This window comes from Lachnoclostridium sp. (assembly GCF_031997925.1).
In the GTDB taxonomy this organism is placed as follows: domain Bacteria; phylum Bacillota; class Clostridia; order Lachnospirales; family Lachnospiraceae; genus Lachnoclostridium.
Genome location: NZ_DAMADT010000006.1, coordinates 38,697 through 57,675 on the forward strand (window position 1 = coordinate 38,697; position 18,979 = coordinate 57,675).

An 18,979-nucleotide genomic window follows, 5' to 3' on the forward strand; every position below is an offset into this window, starting at 1 on the left:
GGTCAGTGGTGTCATCTTCCTTATCAAAAATATCGTTACCGTTTAAACTATCACTACTGTAATTCCTATTTTCCTCTTCTGCCAGTTCTTCCATACTACTATTTGAACCATCTGATACATGTTGTGACCACGCTAGTTGCTCCTCTTTCGATGTATCTCTATAGTCCTCGTCCATATTCTCTTTGTAATCTGCTAGATTGACATACTCAAGTGTGTCCTGATAATTAATATCCTCTTCTTCTCTTTGTTCATGAAACACTTGTTTTCCTTGATGAGAGGCATAATAATTAATTGAAAAGTCTTCGGCGACCGTATGTAATAAGGTAGTATCGGATACCTCATCCCGTTTCACATAACCAAATAATTCATTACAAGAGGAAGTGGCATTCAGATAGAGTGATTCAATAAAGCTGACACCCGCCTTTTTTGCTACACTGGTCATCTGTTCCGAGGCAAATACAACGATGCCTCGGAATATAATAAAACTTGCAACAATAATACAGCACGTTAGAATGATGCGATAAAAAATGAGTTCATATCTCCTAAAACGATGCCTCATGCTTACTTAGCTCCTTCCGCAAAAACACGAATTGATTGCCTCAGATAACGTAAAGCTGATGCATTTCATAGATTCGTCAATATTTTTTGGTGTTACAAACATATTATGAAAAGATTCCTGATTAGTTACTTCCGAAAAGAAGCTTTGAACTTCATTTTGGGAAAAACCTTGGCTATTTAACATATTTTCCATGGAATCTCGAATTATCGTCATTGCATCTACTACCGTAGGTACCCCTAGGGCAACAACTTTTACGCCAAGACTATCTTCATTTAACGCCATTCGATTATTCCCTATTCCTGCTCCTGGACTAATACCGGTATCACTTATTTGAATCGTTGTATTAACTCGACTAACACTACGAGAAGCCAACGCATCGATTGCTAAGATAACAGAAGGCTTGGTCTCTTTCATAATACCGCGAATGATTTCCACTGCCTCCATCCCCGTTTGAGCCATTACACCTGGGGCCAACGCACTGACACAAGTTAATTTATTTCTCTTTTTAAATTCATCACCATATTCTTTAATCAAATGCCTAGTAATAAATAAATTATCTACAACCCATGGACCTAGAGCATCTGGAGTTACCTCGCGATTGCCTAATCCCACTACCATTACACCTTTTTCTCTATCTTCACCAATCAGTTTTCGGATGTACTTACCGATTTCATCACTGATGGAACTGTGATATTCGTCATCTTTTTCCGATAGTTTTTGCGCTTCTATTGTTATATAGGTTCCCATCGGCTTTCTCATAGCCTTAGCACCTTGTTCATCTTTGATGATAACCGTAGTTATTTTCAAATCTTTTTCTTTTATATAATCTTCTTCTAAAACGACACCCTTGATTTCAACATCATCGTCTTCAAAACTCTCCCTAACCTCTAACGCTAAGTCTGTCCGAATATCTTCATAGCCTTTCTTCATTCATACTCTCCTTCTATCCTATGCTGACTTCTAGTAATTCATGACCGTATTTTCACATAGTTCACGGGTCATCTTGGTTTATTCTTTTACATTTTAGGATAAAATATGTATTGACATATAAAATGTTTTGTACTATTATATAACAGTATGTTCACTACAGAGCGTCCGTGTCCGGATCTATAGCGAACTTTCATGCGCATATTATAAAAGAACGTTATTTGGAGGTGTACAGATTGGCTAACATTAAGTCTGCTAAGAAAAGAATTAAGGTTATTGAGACAAAAACATTAAGAAATAAGGCAATCAAGTCTAAAGTTAAGACTTTAGTAAAGAAGGTTGAAGTTGCTGTGGCTGCCAGCGATAAAGATCTTGCTACTAAGAGCTTAAAGGATGCTGTAGTTGCTATCGACAAAGCTTCTTCTAAGGGTGTTTACCACAAGAAGACTGCTGCTAGAAAAGTTGGTAGATTAGCAAAGGCTGTTAATTCTATTGCTTAATTTTTATAGTATATAATGTGGGAGTGCTGCTGCACTCTCATTTTTTTATTTAAATTATAATCTATGCAAAAATATCTTCTTAATTATTTCTATATATTGAATTCTTCTATTTCTATTTAATGAATTCTTCTCCTATTTCTATTTAATGAATTCTTCTCCTATTTCTATCTAATGAATTCTTCTCCTATTTCTATCTAATGAATTCTTCTCCTATTTTTATTTAATGAATTCTTCTCCTATTTCTATTTCAATAATTTCTGATTTCTATTCAATGAGTTCTTCCTTAATTTTCTATGTAATAAGTTCTCCATTGATTTCTACTCAATGAGTTCTTCTCTGATTTTCTATTTCTTTAACCCTTTCTCAAATAAATCTACACTCCTATCCCCTCTAGATAATCTACCGCTAATCTGTCTTGAGCGGTCAATAGAAATTTCAATATATATTAACTAATCTTTTTGTAAATACTTTAATTGTTACCATTGTTTTAAATATTATTAATTTTGAACTGTACTACTTGTATTAATACACTTAATATGCTATAGTCATTCTAGTCGTTTCCATCTTGGGATACATAGGTTGTCATGAATAAATGTGAATTATTTTTCCTAACAATTTACGATCGGAAAGACAAACAAGTATGAATAATAATGGAAAGGAGTTCAAGTATGTTTCAAGTAAATCTTACCTCTAAAGTTCCAATTTATGAACAACTTTCAGGAAAAATTATGGAACTGATGATGAAAGACGTTTTACATGAGAATGACCAATTACCAAGTGTAAGAGCTTTAGCAAAAGAACTAGGTATTAATCCAAATACAGTACAAAAAGCGTATCAAGAGCTAGAACATAATGGTGTCATCTATTCTGTTGTTGGGCGTGGCAGTTTTATTGCACCATTAAAAGATACGTCTCTGAAAGATAAAGCAATGAAGAACTTTGACGAAGCTGTGCTTGATGCGCTCTCCAAAGGCCTCTTAAAAGAAGATTTAATAAATAGAATTGAGGTGATCGAAAATGATCGAATTTAAAAATGTTACAAAACGCTTTGGTGGCGACTTATCACTTGATCAAATCAGCTTAACAATTGAGGATGGTACCGCATTCGGATTATTAGGTTCGAATGGTGCTGGTAAGTCCACACTCTTACGCTTGCTTAGCGGTATCTATAAAGCAGACGAGGGCGAAGTGCTGATCGATGAAGCTTCCGTTTATGATAATATACAAGCAAAGTCAGATATGTTCTTTATCAATGATGAAACTGTGCAATATCAAAACATGACTATAGTTGAACTAAAAAATCACTACAAGATATATTATCGAAATTTTAATGAAGAAGTATTTAAACGCCTAGTAAAGGTAACAAAATTACCAACAGATAAAAAAATGTCAACATTTTCAAAGGGTATGAAACGACAGGCCGTTTTTATTATTGGACTTTCTTCTGGTACGAAATATCTGTTAATGGATGAAGCATTTGATGGATTAGATCCTGCAATGAGAATTATTGTGAAGCGTATCTTAGTAGATGAAATGCTTGATCGTAAACTTACACTAATACTTTCCTCCCACAACTTAAAAGAGGTAAATGATATTTGTGACAATGTTGCGCTACTTCATGAAGGTAAACTTCTATTTAGCAAAGATTTACAGAGTGTATATGAAGGATTTCATAAAATTCAAGTGGCATTTTCAAGAGATTATTCTGTGGAGGATTTTGAAGGATTGTCTATCGTTCAAAGTGAAAAGATCGGAAGTGTAATAACCATGGGGGTACGTGGCGATATCGAAGAAATCAAGACCTATTTATCTCACTTTCGTCCGATCCTACTCGAGGAAATTCCACTAACACTGGAAGAAATATTTATCTATGAAATGGAGGCAAACGGATATGACGCAAACGGCATCGACCACTAGCTTTTTTCGCAGTAGTTTAAAAGAAAAGTTAAAAAATAAACGCTTTTGGACCATACTAATTATTACAAACCTCCTATCTGGACCATTGTTTGTTTTAAATAATTATTATTATGATATTCAATCACGTAGTTCCTTATGGATTAGTATCTTAGCATCAATTGTAGTAGGTGCCTTAGCTTTGGTAATACCACTTAATTTATTTGATTATCTCTATCAAAAGACAAAAATTGATGATGTTTTAAAATTACCACTTACCAGGAGGGAGTTATTCTTTAGTGATTACCTAAGCGGCCTAATCCTATATATCATTCCCATCCTTGGACAATTTATAATTAGTATGATATTACTTCTGTTACGTACAACAAAATTTGTTAATTATTTTTTAAAAAATAATGTAACCATGGATGACTCCTTCCATAAAGTGTTACGCTTAGCCTTCTTTACTTACCTGTTTATTATGATAGGACTAATATTCCTATATACCCTAACAGTACTGGTATTAAGTTGTGTTGGGAATACTTTCGAAGCTATAACTGCTAGTTTATATGTAAATCTACTAATACCGGGAGTAATCTATTCCGTTGGGTATCTTTTACTAAATCGTTTGTTTGGAATTAGTTTTCGTATCTTGTTTCAGCGATTGATTTATTTTACCAGTCCGGGAGGTATACTCTTATACCTTGGTACTAATCTTAATCGTCTACTTTATAGTGCAACTGGATTATGGACACTTTTCTTAGCATTTTTGATGACTCTTGCTATGCTTTGGTTATCTTATCGAAACTTTATACGTAGAAAAGCAGAAAGCGTAGGTACCGGATTTGTGAACCGTATCTTCTATTACTTTATTATGACCTCACTAACGTTTTTATTAGCTGCTTACTTCTACCAGATGAATATTAACTTTATAACAAGCCTATCCCTATTGGCATTTATCTTCTTAACGTTTGAAGTAATCACAAATCGAGGTTTTCAAAAATTCTATCGTTCCATCGTTCGATTTGCGATAATTTCTGCTATAGCAGGTTGTAGTATTTTTGTTGTTGATAAAACGGAATTATTCGGTATTGTTTATCGAACCACTGACATTACAAATATAAATTCTGTAACCATACGTTATAACGGGGCTCTTGATCCTGAAACTAATACTTATGATTATTCTGTTACGCTGAAAGATCCAGAGAATATTAAAGCAGTATTAGCATTTCATCAAAGAGTATTAGAGGATTATGAAGAAAGCAAAAAAACAAATGCTGTTGTGACGCCTCTGGAAAGTAAATATGCTGAAGTTCCAGCCACAGAGACGAAAGAAGTAACACTGAATAGGTATAATAATCTTTATCTTACAACCTATGATATCGAAATAACTTTTGATGTAAAAAATGGCATTGACTACACAAGATTTTACAGTGTACGCTTTGATCAAAGAATGTTACTGGCGTCAATCGACCTAAGTGAAGAATTTATTGACCAATTCATAAAACAAAATTCCAAGCTAGACAAAGCAAATATTACGGATGTGTTTGATTTCTCCAGTATTGATTTGAGCAAAGAAAAAACAAAAGAATTATATCAATGTCTTGCAAAGGATATGAAGAATTTAACCATGGAGGAATATTTAACTCCAAAAAATACTACCAGATATAAGATTGGTAAGATTCCTGTACTTGAGAGTTACTCAGAAACATTAGCTTTCTTCGCAGATAATTATGTGAAATTGAGTACGGTTACTGCAGAGAACATTTACAATCGTATCTTAATAGAAGGTAACTTTGGAATCGCTGCTCCTACGAATGAATGGTTTGATAATCCTTTATATTATTATGGTAATTATTCCTATTACACTAAGATATATCCAGAATATGCTAGTCAAGAACAAATTGAACTATTTAAAGATGAAATCATTAATTTATTAGAACATGCTCAATATCAATATATCACAACTACTCCTTGTTATCGTATTATGGTTGGAGATTGGTCTTATGTAATTCCACCAGAATACTCTGATTTAGCAGAAGAATTATATAATAAATTGTTTATTAATAAGTATAACAAAAGAGAATTAAAATCAATGCCATAAAAAAAGATGTTATTATTCTTATTTTAATCAAAGCAGATACTCGAAATCCGCTTACGCTACTTGCTCATAACCTCATCGGAAAATTATTGTTATGAATAAGAGCATTGTTACTACAATTCATTACGTGTGTAGTAAACAATGCTCTTATACTTAGTGTCAAAGGTGTATATTAGCAATTTCTATTTGTATTAATATTCTTTCTATCTGCCTTTTTATCTCTTTATTTACTTCTTCTATCGCTTAGCTTTCTATGCTATCTATTCACATATCTTTTATATTAATTTCTTCAATATTATACATTATATTGAAAAACTGCTAACAAACTACCTTGCTTCGCTATGATAAATAATATCCGTAATTTTTAAGGTTCTTAGCGCAGTATCTATATTCCCATGAAATTCACCAATACCGTTTAATTCATTGACAATCGCTAGCTCCATTGCCAAGCCAACATGAATTGAATCATTCACGAGAATTTCTTCCTTACCTTCTATTGTCTCAAGAAGAATTGGAGTATCATTATGAAAGAAGTCAAAAGATATGATTCCCTTCTCACCAATAATTTCAACAAAATCTCGGGTTATTTCCGCATTATAAAACCAATTACCAGTACCTCTTATGTTATTATCATACTGAAAATTAACAACCAAACTATCAAAATCATTCCCATTTAAACTATTTTTCATGAATTGAAAATATTTAACTTCACCAAATAATTCATCCATATAATCAAGGATATGTATGTCGGTTTCTGTAAAAACATTCCCCCCTGAAACCTCAGGCTTTGCTCTCCATGCATTAAGGTCGGTAATTGGGCTCACATAACGATGTATATGAAACTGTGACACCTTCCCAATTTTTCCGCTATTTAATATTTCTTTTATCTTAATAAAACGATTTAAGTTTCTACGATAAAATGCTACATATGCCTTTTTACCAGCTTCTCTAAATGCTTCCCTAATTGCTACTCCTTCATCATATGCCATAGCTAATGGCTTTTCAATCAAACAGTGCTTTCCAGCTTTCGCACACTGAATGGCATATTCCATATGCTTATCCGGAGTAACAGAAATATATACAATATCGATTTCCTCATCTTTTAGTAATTCTTCAACGGAATCATAAACGATACCTTGTTGATGTCTATTAACCCAATCAATAGCCTTTGATTTTGTTCGATTCGTTATCCCTTTTAGTTTTGAATTTTCTGCTAAATAAAGGCCAGGTCCATTCTTTACCTCAGTAACGTCCCCGCAGCCTATCATTCCCCAGGTTATTGTTTTCATATCAGTATTTTCCTTCCTCTATAGTTGATGATTCTAATTTACCATATTTTTTTACATTTTTCTACACATTAAATGCTTTTGTAAACTTTAGACTAGCGGTGTTATTAGATATCGTATAAAAAGCAAACGACAGCTTTCGAGGTTATATCAAAACTGCCGTTTACTTTTATATTCTATTTAGGATCATCAACTCAACAACAGTCAAGGTAACGTTATTTATAATAATCCACACGCCTTACCAAAAACTAATTATAAATACGTAGTAAACTTTTGAGCAATAACTTCATATTGCTCCTTTATGTCTAGGTACAATCCGATCGTTTGCTGCTTTTCTGTTTCAAACTTAGATATAATGCTATCATAATTTCTTAGAAGACATTCCACAACCGGTTTACTTATCTTATTATTTTCAGCATCATTCCAAAGAATTTTTTTTATCTTATCGCTCTCAAAAGAATCTTTGTAACTACGCCTTCCATAAAGTGCACTTAAAATATCCGCTACTGCTACGATTTGTTGCGGTAGCGTCAAATCCTCCTTAGTAAGTCCTTTATGATACCCTGTTCCATCTAATTTTTCATGATGCCGTACCGCTATCTCCAATACATCTTGGTCTACTACACCTTCTAAAATCATCTCCGTTATGCGGACATGAGCTTTCATAATTTTCATCTCTTCTGCGGATAAACGTCCTGGTGATTCTAAAATTTCTAACGGTATCGCTAATTTACCTAAATCATGAAGCAGCGCCCCGTAGTATAAGTTATGAAGTTCTACACCACTTAGTCGCATTAATCTTCCAAGTTGTCTTGCAAAACTCACAGTAGCCATGGAATGAATTACAGTATGCTCGCTTCGGAAATCGATTGTATAAACAAGCATTTCTAAAAATCCTTTTTTATATTTTTCAGAGAATACTTTTTTAGATAGAAACTCAGATAATTCTTTTTTATAGGTGCCATTTACAAGTTTTTCAGTTATTTTAAATTTTGCCTCTGCTCGAAAAAATAAATCAAGTGCTTTTCCAGAAAATTTTATGTCTCGGTACTTTACAAAGTAATCTTTTTCCATATCATCTTGTCGTAGATGCATAAAAGTATCCATATGATCCGCTAAATTTAAACACTCTATGATATGTAGGTATTTACTAGAAATCAAATGATAGCGATTATAGTCAATGTGATGATATAAAACGATTTCTGCTTTATCTTTTAACGGAGTAAAATACTTTAAAAATAAAAAACCATAGATGGAATGTGACCATACATCTTTTGAATCTAAATCCACTACATTCTGCACATTTGGCTCCTTATATAAACCAATATCATGTAGGATACTTAACATAGTATAGTCAACTAAATCATGATCCGAATATACATGTTCACATTCCAACATTTTATATAAGATATAACCCGTAATCTCACCATGTTTAATAATTTTAGGATTGATTATACTTAATGTTCTGCAAATAATTTCATTTACATTTTCACTACTTATTGCTTTCATCATACTCTCCAGAAAAATAATCTGTGATTCTTTCATATCCTAGTAATTGAAAACATACAATCTGTCAACAAGAATAAGCACACTTCGGGAATTTTTCCTTGTCATGAATATACACTTGCAAAAAACTCTATTAGAACAAAGAGGATTCACCACTTCAAAAAATACAATTACGTTATTAGAAAAATATCACTTATTGACTAATTATAACACATTTTGTAAATAATGAAAGTAGAGAAAATTACATTCCTCTTTTTTTATCAATATTTTATAAATTTTATGCCTCTCATTGTTCACAATTTTAAGTACTACCCATGTAAATAATCATCCTCCCCTTTTAAAATGCTGGCTATAGTGAATCAATTTGATTTTAATGGAGTAATAGCATATAAAACATACTAACTTCGCGCCTATCCCAGAACTATCCGTGGTACGAAAGAACGGGAAATCAAAGCCTACACATTTTATTAACAATAAACTCTATCATATTATAAATCACATAGGTCTCTGATTTATACTTGTATTTCATCTTAGCAGAACGCTTTCCAAAGGATGCATGTTGAAGGGATCTTTTTAATATTTCCATACATTCTTCATCATTTGTATGAAAAGTAAAATGATTTTGGGTTACTGAAAAAGCGAAAAACAACGTACCGATACGATAGGTTGGCATACGAAACCATAGAACCGGTTTAATATCTGGATGTTTCGTCTTCATATACTCTGTAAATTCGTAAATCCATTCTCTCTTTATTCCATCAAATTGATTTACATAGTTAAGTATTAAATCCAAAATATGTTCCTCCCCACTAGACAAAAAAATATAGTTCGTGATAAGATTACAATACTATTATACCCAAACCTTAATTGAGTATTTGTACGGTTTTGGGGCTAGAATGGAGAAAATTATGAATCAAGAAGAAATACAGAAAAGAGTTTCTGAATCCTTAACAGAAAAAACATATATTGTTATGCAGGCTCACATAAATGGTTCTGGGCGTTTATTTGGTGGTCAACTTCTCGCTTGGATTGATGAATTAGCAGGTATCGTTGGTATGCGTCATTCCGGCGGAAATGTAATTACTGCTTCTATAGACAATTTGCAATTTAAACATGGAGCACACTTAAATGATATCGTTGTATTGGTTGGACGTGTAACTTATGTTGGTAATTCCTCTATGGAAGTACGTATTGACACGTATGTAGAGAACAAAAAAGGTACTCGTTATCCAATTAATCGAGCTTATTTCGTTATGGTAGCTCTAGATGAAAATGAACAACCAAAAAAGGTTCCTCGTTTAAAAATTGAAACTGTGGAACAACAAGCAGAATGGGATGCTGCAATCAAGCGCCATACTCTTAGAAAACAAAGAAAAGCGGAAGGTTACTAATTTTCCGAATGATCACATATCTTAAAAAAAGCAGAGACTCCAAGTTTTAATAACTGGAGCTCTGCTTCTCTTATTTATTCCGATGAAATGCTTTACTTTTTTTGTTTCATTACACTTATTAATATTTACTCTACCCTACCGCTTACTTCGTCTTTCGATCTTTGTTGCTTAAGCTTCTCTTCAACATCCCGAATTACTCGTACGCGATCTTCCTCATTATTCACGATGTCCGTATGATCAGTATCGATGATTAGGATATCACTTGCTTTATAGTAGTTCTGAACCCAATCATCGTAACCTTCCCAGAGAAAACGATAGTAATCTATTAAACTGTTGTCTATCTCAAATTCCCTACCTCGAAGTTTTATTCGTTTTATTACCGTTTCAAAACTCCCCTTCAAATAAATCATAAGATCGGGGGCTTTTTTTGGCATTCCCTTTAATTCTTCCATCATGTTATGAAGCAGTTTATCATAAATCTCCATCTCTAATTCTGAGATTCGACCAAGCTCCATATTTTTCTTTGCGAAATACCAATCTTCATAAATGCTTCGATCAAGTATATTGTTTTGATTTGTAAACGCTTGCTTAATGGAACGAAACCTTGTATCCAAAAACCACAATTGAAGTAAAAAAGGATACCTCTTTTTCTGTATCTCTTCTTCGCTTGATGTATAAAATAATGGCAATATTTTATTACCTTCCACGCTTTCATAAAAAACTTCTGTATGGAAATGCTCTCCTAGCATTGTTGCATAACTTGTCTTCCCTAAACCAATCATTCCGCCAACTACAATCACCACTGCTCTTCCTTCCTGTTACAAAAAATTATCTTTTCGACAAAGCAGATACTCGGAATCCGCTTCGCTACTTCCTCGTAACCTTACAGCAGCTCCGCTGCGTAAGGTTATATTACCATATCCTCTCCATATTTAAAAGGCAAACCACAACATTTAGATGTTTTTTCATTTCACCCTACATCATATGGCATCTTTTTAGTTTTCCTACAAAACATAACTAATGCATTATACCATAAATGATTCTAAAACATTTCATTATCTTAGATTTTTTAATGAGAAATATTTGGTAACAATACTTATAACAGAGGACGAAATAAGAATTATCAATAACTATAAGAATTCCCTCTTGTGATGCTGTTATACGAAATTATAGATCAGATAGCTAGCATGCTTCCGTTGGCTCATAACGGATACGAATCTTCGGTAATATTGGTAATACGGTATATGAATTTACCATCCAATCAGCGGAACCAGTGTTCTTATTTTCGCCGTCGGAAGGAGGTGCGAAAAGTATTAATGATACCTCTTTTTTTTCAGACAAAGGATTTTTCCAAAAGGTTGGCATAATGTCAATGCAAGTTACTCCAGGGGCTTTATAAAACCACATATTCTCGATACACATCATGAGATTTAGTTCTTTTAATTCCTCTTCAAAATAAACTTCAAAGAAAACCGGATTCTTCTCTAAGTGAATTGGCATTGTAACACCATCGGCGTCTTCACTCCCGCCCCAGCGCAATGTTACAGGAAATGTTGTCTCTTCTTTCGTTGTCATTACCGGTTGGAAGAAGTCATCATGAATTATCTCTTTATACTCCTGTAATAATGGTTGCTCGATTCCAACGTCTTTGTTATTCGGATCCGTCATTTCAAGACCTAATCTTCCATCATCACGGAATTGATACATCGTAAAACCGCTTAACCATTGTTCCTTATCTTCTTTAATAAAATCACAGAATTCTTTCATGATGCTCGCCTGTTTGATTTGCCCAGTTACGTCTCCATCCGCATTGAGTTCCGACATCACCATAGGCTTTTTGCTGCCACCATTTAAATAGCAGAAGCGATCATAACTTAATTTTGCTAGACGATATGTCTCCTCCGCTGTTTTACAGTAATGAGATTTTCCACCTCTTTCTGCAATATCATATGGCCAACCATAATGAAGTGTTATGTACTTATCTACAGACCAGATATCAGTCGCTTTCACTGCTTCTGTAAATTCCTTTTCTTTTAGCATCTCTGTGGCATTCTCATCCTCGATACCTCCGATGCAGAGAATTGTTTGCACATTTGGTGCATATTCCTTTACAACCTTATGAAACCGTACATAAAAATCAGCAACTTCTTGGTAAGTACATCGTTTATTAAAGGAAAACCACGAACCAGTAGCCTCATGATTGATTCGAAGCTGTACCCTACCAAAAGTTGTTAGATCCTTTGCAATTGCTATTAAATGCTCATCTGATACATGAGGGTCGATGGTAAGTGTAAGAAGTACGTCTTGACCGTGCTTTCTTACGTCTCTCATATAAGGAAAAGGCTCGTCTGATAAATTTCCATCTAAGCCGCCTTTATAAGTAAAATAATCATCGTAAGGATAATCCCAAGCAAATGATACAGAATCACTTGCATGAGCTACACTAGCACGCCCTGGCCAGCCTTTATCCAGTGGATAATAACAATACATTAAACTAATAGCTCGATGCGGACGATCTAGTTTTTGCAAGATGTAATCCTGATTAACATATCCGCCTCTCTCACTACCATCACCCAAATCAACTGCGCATTTGGCAGGTCCCATATGAATTCCATATGCTTTTTGATCCATCAATAGCTCCTCCTTTATCTGCTTCTCCATAAAATATAACTTATTTTTAATATGCAGAAAATGGAGTATGTTCTCCTATCGGTAAGAACTATCATGGATTATATTCTACTCTTTTTTACATTGCCAAAAGAGTAATTTTAAACGTTCTTTCCTCCGATATTGCCAAGAGAGCAGTTAAATCATTCTTTCCTTCGATAAAGAAATCATTGAATTATATCGAAGGAAAGAAACGGTTACTTAAATAATTATGCCTTAATATTATCTTTCACAAGAACCATGCAAGAAATCGGATCAACCTCTACCGTATTTCCTTTTACTTCATAGAGTGGCTCCACGCCCGACTTATTTCCATCGATATAAACGATCCAATCACTCTCAGGTAGTGTTATGGTCACTTTCCCCTCGGAAGAGTTATGAATAATACATAATGTCTTATCATCTAAATCACCTTGAATGAAATAGGATATAACATCCTCTCTTTCTTCTGGCAAAAAGACTAATCGTTTTGATATCTCTTTTGCAGATTGCATCCGTAGTGCTTTATGTTCCTTACGAAACCTTATAAGACCTTCATAGTAGGTTTCGACATCGATTACATTCACTTTGTTGGACCACTTAATACAATTGACACTATCGGAAGAATTATAGCTATTTTCTACAAACTCTCCTGCTACCTCGGTGGATGGCTTGCTTCGTAACATCTCCTCACCAGCTTGTAAAAATGGTATTCCTTGTGAGGTAAATACAATAGCAGCACAAAGTTTATTCTTTTTCACTCTAACTTCATAAGAATCCTCTTTACAAGAGCAAGCTATTTTATCCCATAACGTGTAGTTATCATGAGCGGATACATAATTAATACACTGTGCTGGCTCCAGAGCCCAAGGAGAATCACTATAATTCACCTTTTTATAGTTAACTTGCGGATGAGAGGTTGCTGCAACTACGCCAAATTTTACACTTTCTTTCTTATCACTATCACCAGTTGCAAACCCTTTCTCCTCTGCTAGAAAGACACTTCCTTTTAGACCATCTCTAAAATCATCACTAAATGCCGCAATACCTGGCATCATACTCATATTGGTCTTCATTGCTCGCTGATTCACTGGAAGAGGACAGTCTCCACCTACCCAACCTTCCCCGTATAAAATAATGCTTGGGTCTATTTGATCTAATGCCGTTCTAACTTCATTCATTGTTTCTATATCATGAATTCCCATTAAGTCAAAGCGAAAACCATCCATATGATATTCTTTTGCCCAGTAGATAATAGAATCTACAATAAACTTACGTACCATCAAACGCTCAGAAGCTGTTTCATTTCCACAAGCAGAGGCATCCGAAAATTTTTCACCAACTTTGCGATAATAATAATTTGGAACAATCTTATTGAAATTGGACTCTTCTGTTTCCATTGTATGGTTATAGACAACATCCATAATAACACGAAGCCCATTCTTATGCAGCGTTTGGACTAATGTCTTAAATTCTTTCACTCTTACAGCACCATCATAAGGGTTTGTAGAATAAGATCCTTCAACAACATTATAGTTTTCTGGATCATATCCCCAATTAAATATAGAGCTGTCTTTTTCATCTACAGAGGCATAATCAAAGCATGGCAGTAAATGAATATGTGTTACTCCAAGATCTAGGATGTGTGATAGTCCTGTAGTTAAACCATCCGAATTTCTAGTATTATGTTCTGTAAAGCCGAGTAGTTTTCCCTTTTCTTTGATACCAGAATCAGATTCCATGGATATATCACGGATATGTGCTTCATAAATAATAGCATTCGTAAAGGATTCAAACTTAGGTTTTGTTTCTTCAAGAAATCCAATTGGATTGGTTTTCTCTAAGTCTATAATCATTCCCCTTTTTCCATTTAAGCCAGTCGTCCTTGCATAAGGGTCTACAGCTTCTTTGGTTTGACCATCTACTGTAACAAGATAAGTATAATATACTCCTTCAAAATCACCGTTAAGACAAACGGACCAGATACCACTTTCCTCTTTTTTCATTATTTCAGTGGTATAAGATTCTCCATCATTTCCATTTCTATAAAGATTCACAACAACCATCGAGGCTGTTGGCGCCCAAACTTTTAATTTCGTGCTTTGGCTAGTGTAAGTACATCCCAAATCATTTCCATCATAATAATATCGTTTTTCATCATCTACTGAATTCCAAAACTCATTCATTGTATGAACCGCCCTTCCCATTCTGTATTCCTAATTTAGTTATATCATAATACTGTTTTAATTACTATATTTTTCGAATATATTTTATGTATTTTCGAAAACTCTTTTCGTATAAGAATATACCAAAAATTAATATAAACCTAACTCTAAGATATATAGAAGGATTTCTAATAGAAAGCCTATCTTAAGAATACTTATAAGGATATCCGTAAAAAAATGGCTGTTACAGTTAATGAATCCATGAATAGCGTAACAGCCATAAAAGAATTATTTTATAATTCCCATATCATATTTTGTTTGTAGTATACGAAGTACCGATTCCTCGATCCGTTCTTCTGTAATCTTACCGCTTTTTACTGCACTAACTACAGCAGCGATCTGTTCTTTATAATTGGTACAGCATAGCATATCATTGCCTGCTTCTACTGCAAGGACTGCAGCAGCTTCATCACCGGTGTAAGTCGTAATGGCATCCATTGACAAATCATCTGTAATAACAAGGCTATTAAATCCTAATTGATTTCTTAGTATACGATGAACTACCTCTGATATGGATGCAGGTAACTTATCATCCATACATTCTACAATGTTATGTGATACTAAAACAAATGGTGAACCAGCATCAATTCCTGCTTTAAACGGTAAAAAATCATTGTTTTGGAATGTCTCATAATCTCGTTTATCAATAGCAATGCCAGTATGAGTATCCACATTATTTCCGTACCCAGGAAAATGCTTTAATACAGAACCAATCCCCATCTCCTTCATAGTTTTTACTACCAAGGTTACATACTCAGAGGTCTTTTTTACCTCTGTTCCAAATGCTCTAGGATAAATAAAGTCTTTACTTGAACTAGCAACATCACAAACTGGAGCAAAATTTAGATTGATGCCAAGGGATAATAATAACTCGGATTTCTCCTTTGTATCTTTACTTATTTCATCAAATCCGCCCTTTTTATAAAGATTACTTGGCGATTCAAATGGCTTAACTCGAAAAGCAGGATATTTGCTGACACGGTTTACCGTTCCACCTTCTTCATCTACACCGATAAATGCTGGTATCTTGGATACCTCTTGATACTTCGTTATTTTCTTTGTTACACTCTCTTTCGTTTCGCCTTCAAAGTCTCTTGCAAATAGTAAGTATCCGCCAAATTGGTATTCTTCTAATATGTCTTGCGCATGTTCCTCTGGGCAGCGTACAAAAAACATCTGCGCAACCTTTTCTTCTAAAGTCATCGTATGCATCAAATTCTTTGCTACACGCTTACTTTCCGAGTCTTCCTCTGGAGGCCTTGTAGGTATCGCAGTTGGTAAAATCGTTATTTCTATTGGTGTAACCGTTAGTCCTGCAGAAGGTTCTTCTATGATTGGCGTTAGCAATATGTCTTTCTGACTTTCATTACCGCTGCTTTTTGAATTCTTACTGCATCCACTGATTAGTAAAACTAATATCATAAGTAAAATGCAATATATCGATTTAGTTTTTTTCATTCTTAGCCTCCATGCTGCGACTATCTTTTAGGAGCAGCTAATGGCCCAAGTTTAACGCAGCACAAACTTGACAAGAGAAAGATTAAAAATCTTTCTCTTACTCCATCACCTTACTTCTTTTTATTATCTCATAAAAATTCATATTAATTCTTACGATTTCATGAATCTTAGTTCATAAATCTTTCGTAGTAAATTTACATAACTTGGTTTATCCTAAGCCTTAATCTTAAAGAAGAAGAGCTTTACCTTATAAATCAACAGGATGATTACAAGTAAAAGCGGATATAAGCAATCCGCTTACGCTACCAGCTCTACCTCATTGCCACTACATGGCATATTAAAACAGGCAAGTCCCTTTCCTTATTTGGTTAAATTGAAGAAAGAGTACTCCAAAAGCACATACCTTTTGGAATACTCTTTTTTTACTCACAAAGTTTTGCAACAACCTGATTAATTACCTTACCGTCTGCTTTGCCTTTTAGTTCCTTCATGACTACTTTCATGATTTCCCCTTTATTTTTTGTAGCTACAGTATCAGCAAAATTAGATTGAATGAATTCAATCACTTCATCTTCGCTCATTAGCTTAGGAGCATATTCCTGAATTACATCATAACGAGCTTGATACTCTGCTTTTAAATCTACTCTCTCATCAGGGCAAGTATCTAATTGCTCTTTTACTGTCTTTAACTCTTTTAAGATAACACGGTCAATAAGTTCCTCCGTGATATTATCACGCTGACCTTCATCAATCGCTACCTTTTTAATTGCAGAAATTAGAGAAGAGATACTATCTTTTCGACTCTTATTTCTCTCTTTCATTGCAGTCACCATGTCTTTTTGTAATGTTTCAAATTGCATTGTTATTCCTCCTTTATATGAGCAAGTAGCCTTAGCGTATTGCGAATATCTGCTTTGACTGTTATTGTACTTCCATTTTAATGAAGCTGTCAACGGTCAATTTAAAAACAAAACCTCGCCTTGTTGTATTGTGTCATTTATTCATCATTTCTGTCGAAACGAATATATTATCTTAGAGAGTATTATGCTCTACTCTTACGAAAAGGATGTGAAAGAAATGGGTATTAACAAAAAGATAATTCAAGAGAGCGTTTCTAATATTTTAGTTGCTCTTGGAGAAAACCCCTTAAGAGAAGGTTTAATTGATACACCGAAACGTGTTGCGAATATGTATGAGGAAGTTTTTCTAGGAATTCAATATACGAACGACGATATCGTTTCCATGTTTAATAAATGCTTTGAAGAAGAACAAGATATATTTCTCACAAACGGCATTGTCTGGATTAATGATATTGAATGCTTTAGCTTTTGTGAACACCACATGTCTTTAATATACGATATGCATATCACAATAGGATATAAACCACTTCATAAAGTTATTGGAATAAGTAAAATAGCACGTATTGCAGATATGGTATGTAAGAGGCTGCAAATTCAAGAGAGGATAGCCTCTGATATTTTAGAGATACTTGGTAAAATTACGGAAAGTAATGATATCTTTATTAAAATTGAGGGCAAACACGGATGTATGACCTCACGTGGAATTCAAAAGACTCATGCTACGACATGTACAATCTTAACAAGTGGAATCTTTCAACATAATCCTCTGTCATTTAACACAAAGGAGAGTGGGCTTGTATGATAGAATTTGAAGTGAATAACCGTAACTTTAAACTTGCACCAAGTCCCTATTATATAGAGACTTTTGCGCTCTTTGGTTCGTATATTAATGAAGAATTCGATAAATTTAGTGATATTGATATGCTAATTATTATCGGGGACTGCTCCAAGAAAAGATTATTATCTATAAAGCAGCAAATTGCGAAAGTTCTTCATGTTCCAACGACGTGGTTATCTATTTATACTAAGAGTAAATTTGCCAATATGTGCGCTAATGGGGATTATTGGTGTTGGTACCTTAAACTATATGCAAAGATCTATTATTCCAAAACGGATTTCATACATCGTGCATTTGATTCACTACCTCCTAATATTGATGTACTAGATCATATCTATGATAATATTGAAACTATCGAAGAGGAATATCAATTTTTCATTAATCATCGAATTTCAGCCGAGCACTTAATGAACTTAATTGCACATTATACTAGAAATGCATGTATTCTTTTATGCTATCTTCATCTAGTAGTTGACTTTAAAAAGTTTTCACCAGCAAAACAATGCTGCTCATTCCAAGATATAACGATGCCATTTACCTTTGAAAATTATGAAAAGTTATACCGACTTAAACGTGCCTATAAATATAATTCTAAGACCTTCCGGCTTAGAAATGAATACCATTATGTAATGTGGTGGTATGAAAAATATCAAGAATTAACTTATATCGTTATAGAGAAAGCGAAAGAAGCATTAAAAACCAATTTTGTCAGCCCATTAATATCCTTTGCAGTCAAATAAACAAAGTGTCTTCAACCTCAAGCTAAAGACTTAATAAGCCTTGAGTGGT

17 protein-coding genes are annotated in these 18,979 nt (G+C 34.0%); 7 read left to right on the plus strand and 10 right to left on the minus strand.

Annotated features, from left to right (window positions below):
* Both RTP52_RS06150 and gpr read right to left on the minus strand, forming a co-directional pair.
* A partial coding sequence (locus tag RTP52_RS06150; RefSeq protein ID WP_312369908.1) for a hypothetical protein occupies positions 1-559 on the minus strand: 559 nt, incomplete at its 3' end.
* A 6-nt stretch (positions 560-565) separates the two neighbouring features.
* On the minus strand, positions 566-1,489 hold the full coding sequence (gene gpr / locus RTP52_RS06155; protein WP_312107225.1) for a GPR endopeptidase: 924 nt from the start codon (positions 1,487-1,489) through the stop codon (positions 566-568).
* A gap of 233 nt (positions 1,490-1,722) precedes the next feature.
* Here gpr and rpsT point away from each other — a divergent pair, with 233 nt between their 5' ends.
* The 4 genes from rpsT (at position 1,723) to RTP52_RS06175 (ending at position 5,983) form a co-directional block, all read left to right on the plus strand.
* The gene (rpsT, locus tag RTP52_RS06160) at positions 1,723-1,986 is read left to right on the plus strand and encodes a 30S ribosomal protein S20 (RefSeq protein WP_330694454.1); all 264 of its coding nucleotides are present in this window, start codon (positions 1,723-1,725) and stop codon (positions 1,984-1,986) included.
* Positions 1,987-2,654: 668 nt separating this feature from the next.
* Entirely contained in the window at positions 2,655-3,017 is a 363-nt protein-coding gene (locus tag RTP52_RS06165; protein ID WP_312104988.1) for a GntR family transcriptional regulator, read from the plus strand.
* A complete protein-coding gene (locus RTP52_RS06170) occupies positions 3,004-3,903 on the plus strand; it encodes an ABC transporter ATP-binding protein (RefSeq protein ID WP_312369911.1) in 900 nt (299 codons plus the stop codon). The genes RTP52_RS06165 and RTP52_RS06170 overlap by 14 nt, the downstream gene beginning before the upstream one ends.
* On the plus strand, positions 3,878-5,983 hold the full coding sequence (locus tag RTP52_RS06175; RefSeq protein ID WP_312369913.1) for a hypothetical protein: 2,106 nt from the start codon (positions 3,878-3,880) through the stop codon (positions 5,981-5,983). Before RTP52_RS06170 ends, RTP52_RS06175 begins: the two co-directional genes overlap by 26 nt.
* Positions 5,984-6,306: 323 nt before the next feature.
* On the opposite strand, the gene RTP52_RS06180 is transcribed toward RTP52_RS06175, so the two are convergent.
* The 3 genes from RTP52_RS06180 to RTP52_RS06190 form a co-directional block, all read right to left on the minus strand.
* Positions 6,307-7,269: a Gfo/Idh/MocA family protein gene (locus RTP52_RS06180; protein ID WP_312369915.1), complete on the minus strand. Its 963-nt coding sequence runs from the start codon at positions 7,267-7,269 to the stop codon at positions 6,307-6,309.
* A 249-nt stretch (positions 7,270-7,518) separates the two neighbouring features.
* Entirely contained in the window at positions 7,519-8,775 is a 1,257-nt protein-coding gene (locus RTP52_RS06185; RefSeq protein WP_312104998.1) for an HD-GYP domain-containing protein, read from the minus strand.
* A 445-nt stretch (positions 8,776-9,220) separates the two neighbouring features.
* The gene (locus RTP52_RS06190; RefSeq protein ID WP_312105001.1) at positions 9,221-9,565 is read right to left on the minus strand and encodes a hypothetical protein; all 345 of its coding nucleotides are present in this window, start codon (positions 9,563-9,565) and stop codon (positions 9,221-9,223) included.
* Positions 9,566-9,680: 115 nt separating this feature from the next.
* On the opposite strand from RTP52_RS06190, the gene RTP52_RS06195 reads away from it, so the two are divergent.
* The gene (locus RTP52_RS06195; RefSeq protein ID WP_312105004.1) at positions 9,681-10,163 is read left to right on the plus strand and encodes an acyl-CoA thioesterase; all 483 of its coding nucleotides are present in this window, start codon (positions 9,681-9,683) and stop codon (positions 10,161-10,163) included.
* Between the two features lie 125 nt (positions 10,164-10,288).
* Here RTP52_RS06195 and RTP52_RS06200 read toward each other — a convergent pair whose 3' ends face one another.
* The 5 genes from RTP52_RS06200 to RTP52_RS06220 all read right to left on the minus strand — a co-directional run bounded on the left by RTP52_RS06200 (position 10,289) and on the right by RTP52_RS06220 (position 17,352).
* Complete coding sequence (locus RTP52_RS06200) at positions 10,289-10,966, minus strand: deoxynucleoside kinase (protein WP_312105007.1); 678 nt, start codon at positions 10,964-10,966, stop codon at positions 10,289-10,291.
* Between the two features lie 379 nt (positions 10,967-11,345).
* Entirely contained in the window at positions 11,346-12,794 is a 1,449-nt protein-coding gene (locus RTP52_RS06205) for a hypothetical protein (RefSeq protein ID WP_312369917.1), read from the minus strand.
* A gap of 245 nt (positions 12,795-13,039) precedes the next feature.
* Positions 13,040-14,995: a type I pullulanase gene (gene pulA / locus RTP52_RS06210; RefSeq protein WP_312369918.1), complete on the minus strand. Its 1,956-nt coding sequence runs from the start codon at positions 14,993-14,995 to the stop codon at positions 13,040-13,042.
* A gap of 267 nt (positions 14,996-15,262) precedes the next feature.
* Complete coding sequence (locus tag RTP52_RS06215; protein ID WP_312369920.1) at positions 15,263-16,492, minus strand: glycoside hydrolase family 3 protein; 1,230 nt, start codon at positions 16,490-16,492, stop codon at positions 15,263-15,265.
* Between the two features lie 422 nt (positions 16,493-16,914).
* A complete protein-coding gene (locus RTP52_RS06220) occupies positions 16,915-17,352 on the minus strand; it encodes a GatB/YqeY domain-containing protein (protein ID WP_312104595.1) in 438 nt (145 codons plus the stop codon).
* 217 nt (positions 17,353-17,569) lie between these two features.
* Here RTP52_RS06220 and folE point away from each other — a divergent pair, with 217 nt between their 5' ends.
* Both folE and RTP52_RS06230 read left to right on the plus strand, forming a co-directional pair.
* Positions 17,570-18,154, plus strand: coding sequence for a GTP cyclohydrolase I (folE, locus tag RTP52_RS06225; RefSeq protein WP_312104593.1), 585 nt, complete (start codon positions 17,570-17,572; stop codon positions 18,152-18,154).
* Positions 18,151-18,930 (plus strand): nucleotidyltransferase domain-containing protein, encoded by a 780-nt coding sequence (locus tag RTP52_RS06230; protein ID WP_312104591.1) that lies wholly within the window; start codon positions 18,151-18,153, stop codon positions 18,928-18,930. Before folE ends, RTP52_RS06230 begins: the two co-directional genes overlap by 4 nt.
* Positions 18,931-18,979 lie beyond the last annotated feature (49 nt).